Annotated in this window: 1 pseudogene; it reads right to left on the reverse strand. The window is 62.5% G+C overall.

Going from position 1 to position 616, the window contains the following annotated elements:
• Positions 1-441, reverse strand: a pseudogene (locus tag FS770_RS13580) (hypothetical protein); the annotation flags it as partial.
• Positions 442-616: the final 175 nt, after the last annotated feature.

Consider the following 616-nt stretch of genomic DNA (forward strand, 5'->3'; position numbering starts at 1 on the left):
AACGCGTCCGCCCGTTATCTGCTTGATGCCCTTGTCCCAATCTTGCGCAGAGCGCTTGTCCACCCCGACCCGTCTCGCAGCATCCGCCCGACTGACACCGTCGGCACGCAACCGCTCAAACCGTGCTCGTTGAGCGCGGGTGTCCTTCCCCGTGAAGATCCCCGCCTGATGCGCCCACTTGTAGCAAGTGACCCGCACGAACCCGAGCTCTTTCGCGACCTTCGACACGTTCCCCGTCGACGCCAGCAGGCGGAAGAACTCGGCCTTGTCCTCAGCCGTATAGACCCGGCTCTTCGCACGGGAAGTCGATACGCCAGCCTCATTTCGCCACCGGTAACACGACTCAACGCTCAGCCCCAGCTCAGCCGCGACAGCACGGATCGTGCCGCCACGATCAAGCCGACGGAAGAACTCGTCCCGCTCCTTCGCCTTGTACTGCACATTCTCTCTACCCCTCGGCCGAATAACCATCGCACGCACCTCCCGATCAGAGTGTTGCGACGATGGCTGGAACTCAAGCCGACGAGGGAAAGCTCTACCTCTGCGCCATCACGGACGTGTTCTCAGCCCGGATCGTCGGCTACTCGATCAGCGACCGTATGAAGGCGCGACTGGC

The sequence above is a fragment of the Kocuria salsicia genome (assembly GCF_007681555.1).
GTDB lineage: Bacteria > Actinomycetota > Actinomycetes > Actinomycetales > Micrococcaceae > Kocuria > Kocuria salsicia.